The organism is Oleiphilus sp. HI0080, from assembly GCF_001635135.1.
Genome location: NZ_LWFU01001009.1, coordinates 1 through 2,052, shown reverse-complemented (window position 1 = coordinate 2,052; position 2,052 = coordinate 1). Strand labels below are relative to the sequence as shown.

Sequence of the window (2,052 nt, the reverse complement as noted above, 5' to 3'; positions counted from 1 at the left end):
TAGCCCGGTTAGAACGGCAATCTTGAAGCAACTATTTCTTGCCAAAGGAAAGGCCGTTTCAGTATTTGATCTTCAGGATGAGCTAAAGATCGTAGTTGAATCGAACACGATCGTTCAGCATATAAAAATCATAAGATCTGAATTTCAGCGTGTTGATCCTTCTTTCAACTGCATTCGCACGGTTCGCGGCAAAGGCTATCGCTGGGTCGCTCCGGTTGGTTGAATGCACTATTCCTCCCTGTAAAGAAACAATTCACTTAGTGATTGCCGAACTCGTTTAGCTCAAGGCAAGAAATTGCGTGATTTTTCTCGTGAGTGTCTGTGATTGAACGGTTCCACGCAATTACATGCATTAGATTTGATATGAGGCCATCATTGTTTAAAGCCCTGAAATTGTTGGAGGGGCGTGCCCAAATAAACGTGTTGATGTGTCGATTAGCCTCTTAATCGCAATAGCGCGCGGCTAGTAAGAGCGGCTTGCCGGTTAGGTGCGCTTTCATCATAAATCATCATAAAACATTTGTTTACAATCCAGTTACATGGGGTAACAATTGTTAGGTGTAAAAGTTTCGTATCAGTTGCGAACTTCAAAAAGATAATAAATACAAAATAAAGGGATTAATATTATGGCCGGACCAATAGCAAATAACGACGTATACCAAGCAACTGCGGGGGAGCAGAGTCAGTTAGGCTACGTGCTTAAGATGTTTGGTATGTCATTCGATATAACTGGATTACTTAAAAATGATTCTGACGCTGATGGCGATACGCTGGAAATATTGTCCGCTGGTGGTCAGTCATTAGTCGACGGCGAGGTAACCGTTTCCGGGTCAGCCGGAGGTGCTTTTCGTATTCTTGCTGATGGATCATTCCACTTCGATTCAACTACAGGCTTTGAAGATCTTGCAGCAGGTGAAACACGCGATACGACCATCACTTACACCATTTCTGATGGTTCAAACACTTCTACTGCTTCGGTGACTGTCACCGTCACAGGTATCGACGGCGATTCTATTTTTGCTAGTGACGACATTTACAGTACAGATGAAAATACCTCGATCTTTGGCATAAACGTTACTGCAAATGACGAGCTGTTTGACGATGCGGCAAGCGTAGTTGCCGTGAATGGAGATGTTTTAAATGTTGGTCAGCCGGTGCCTGGCATCAATGGCGGTTTGTTTACCCTTCAAAGTGATGGGTCTTTGGCGTTCGATCCAAATAGCGATTTTGAATATCTTAACGATGGTGAAAGTGCAACGACATCAATTGTATATACCTATCAAGCGGCGAATGGTGACTCGTCCTCCGCAACGATAGAAGTCCTTGTTACTGGAGTTAATGATGCGCCTGAAACAGATGGGGACTCTGCTATCAACCCTAGCTATATCGGAGAGACCTATTCTATTAGCGCGGATAGAGTTGAGAATATGGGCTACACACAAATTGTAGACCCTGAAGGAATCGAAACCCCTATCGGGTTCGGCTTGCTTGCAAATGATTTTGATGCTGAAGGGCGTACCGAAACTGAGTTGGAGATAGTTGCTGTTAATGGGCAAGCTCTTGTTAACGGTGAGATTTCAGTCATAGGCGACAATGGAGGTGTGTTCACGATCAAGAGTGATGGCACTCTTGATGTCGATGCGTCTGCTGGGTTTGAGCTTCTCAGAGGCGGAGAGGTTGTTGACTCTTCGGTTACCTATACAGTATCTGATGGCACTACAACTGGTGATGCAGTCGTAACAGTCCAAGTGACAGGGCGGAATGGAGACGCGATCTCTGGTCAAAACGATTTCTACAACGGTGTATCTCAGAACGACACGCTTTCGGTTGGTAGTGGCGACATATTTCTCAATGACTGGAGTTTTGATAACACATTTAACGTTCACGCGGGTTATGTTGGGCAATCTATTTCTGGCTCTCGAGGTGGTGAGTTTACGATTGAACAAGATGGTAGTTTTACTTTCGACACAGACGGTGATTTTGCCTACCTAGCAGAAGGCCAAACGACGACGACGTCCATCGCTTATAGAATAGAGAACGATCTTGGTGAAA

Annotated in this window: 2 protein-coding genes; both read left to right on the top strand. The window is 44.7% G+C overall.

Going from position 1 to position 2,052, the window contains the following annotated elements; all coding sequences use genetic code 11:
* Positions 1-223: winged helix-turn-helix domain-containing protein (locus A3751_RS19165; protein WP_156492637.1), on the top strand; the 223-nt coding region annotated here is incomplete at its 5' end.
* Between the two features lie 403 nt (positions 224-626).
* Positions 627-2,052: Ig-like domain-containing protein (locus A3751_RS19160; RefSeq protein WP_197466514.1), on the top strand; the 1,426-nt coding region annotated here is incomplete at its 3' end.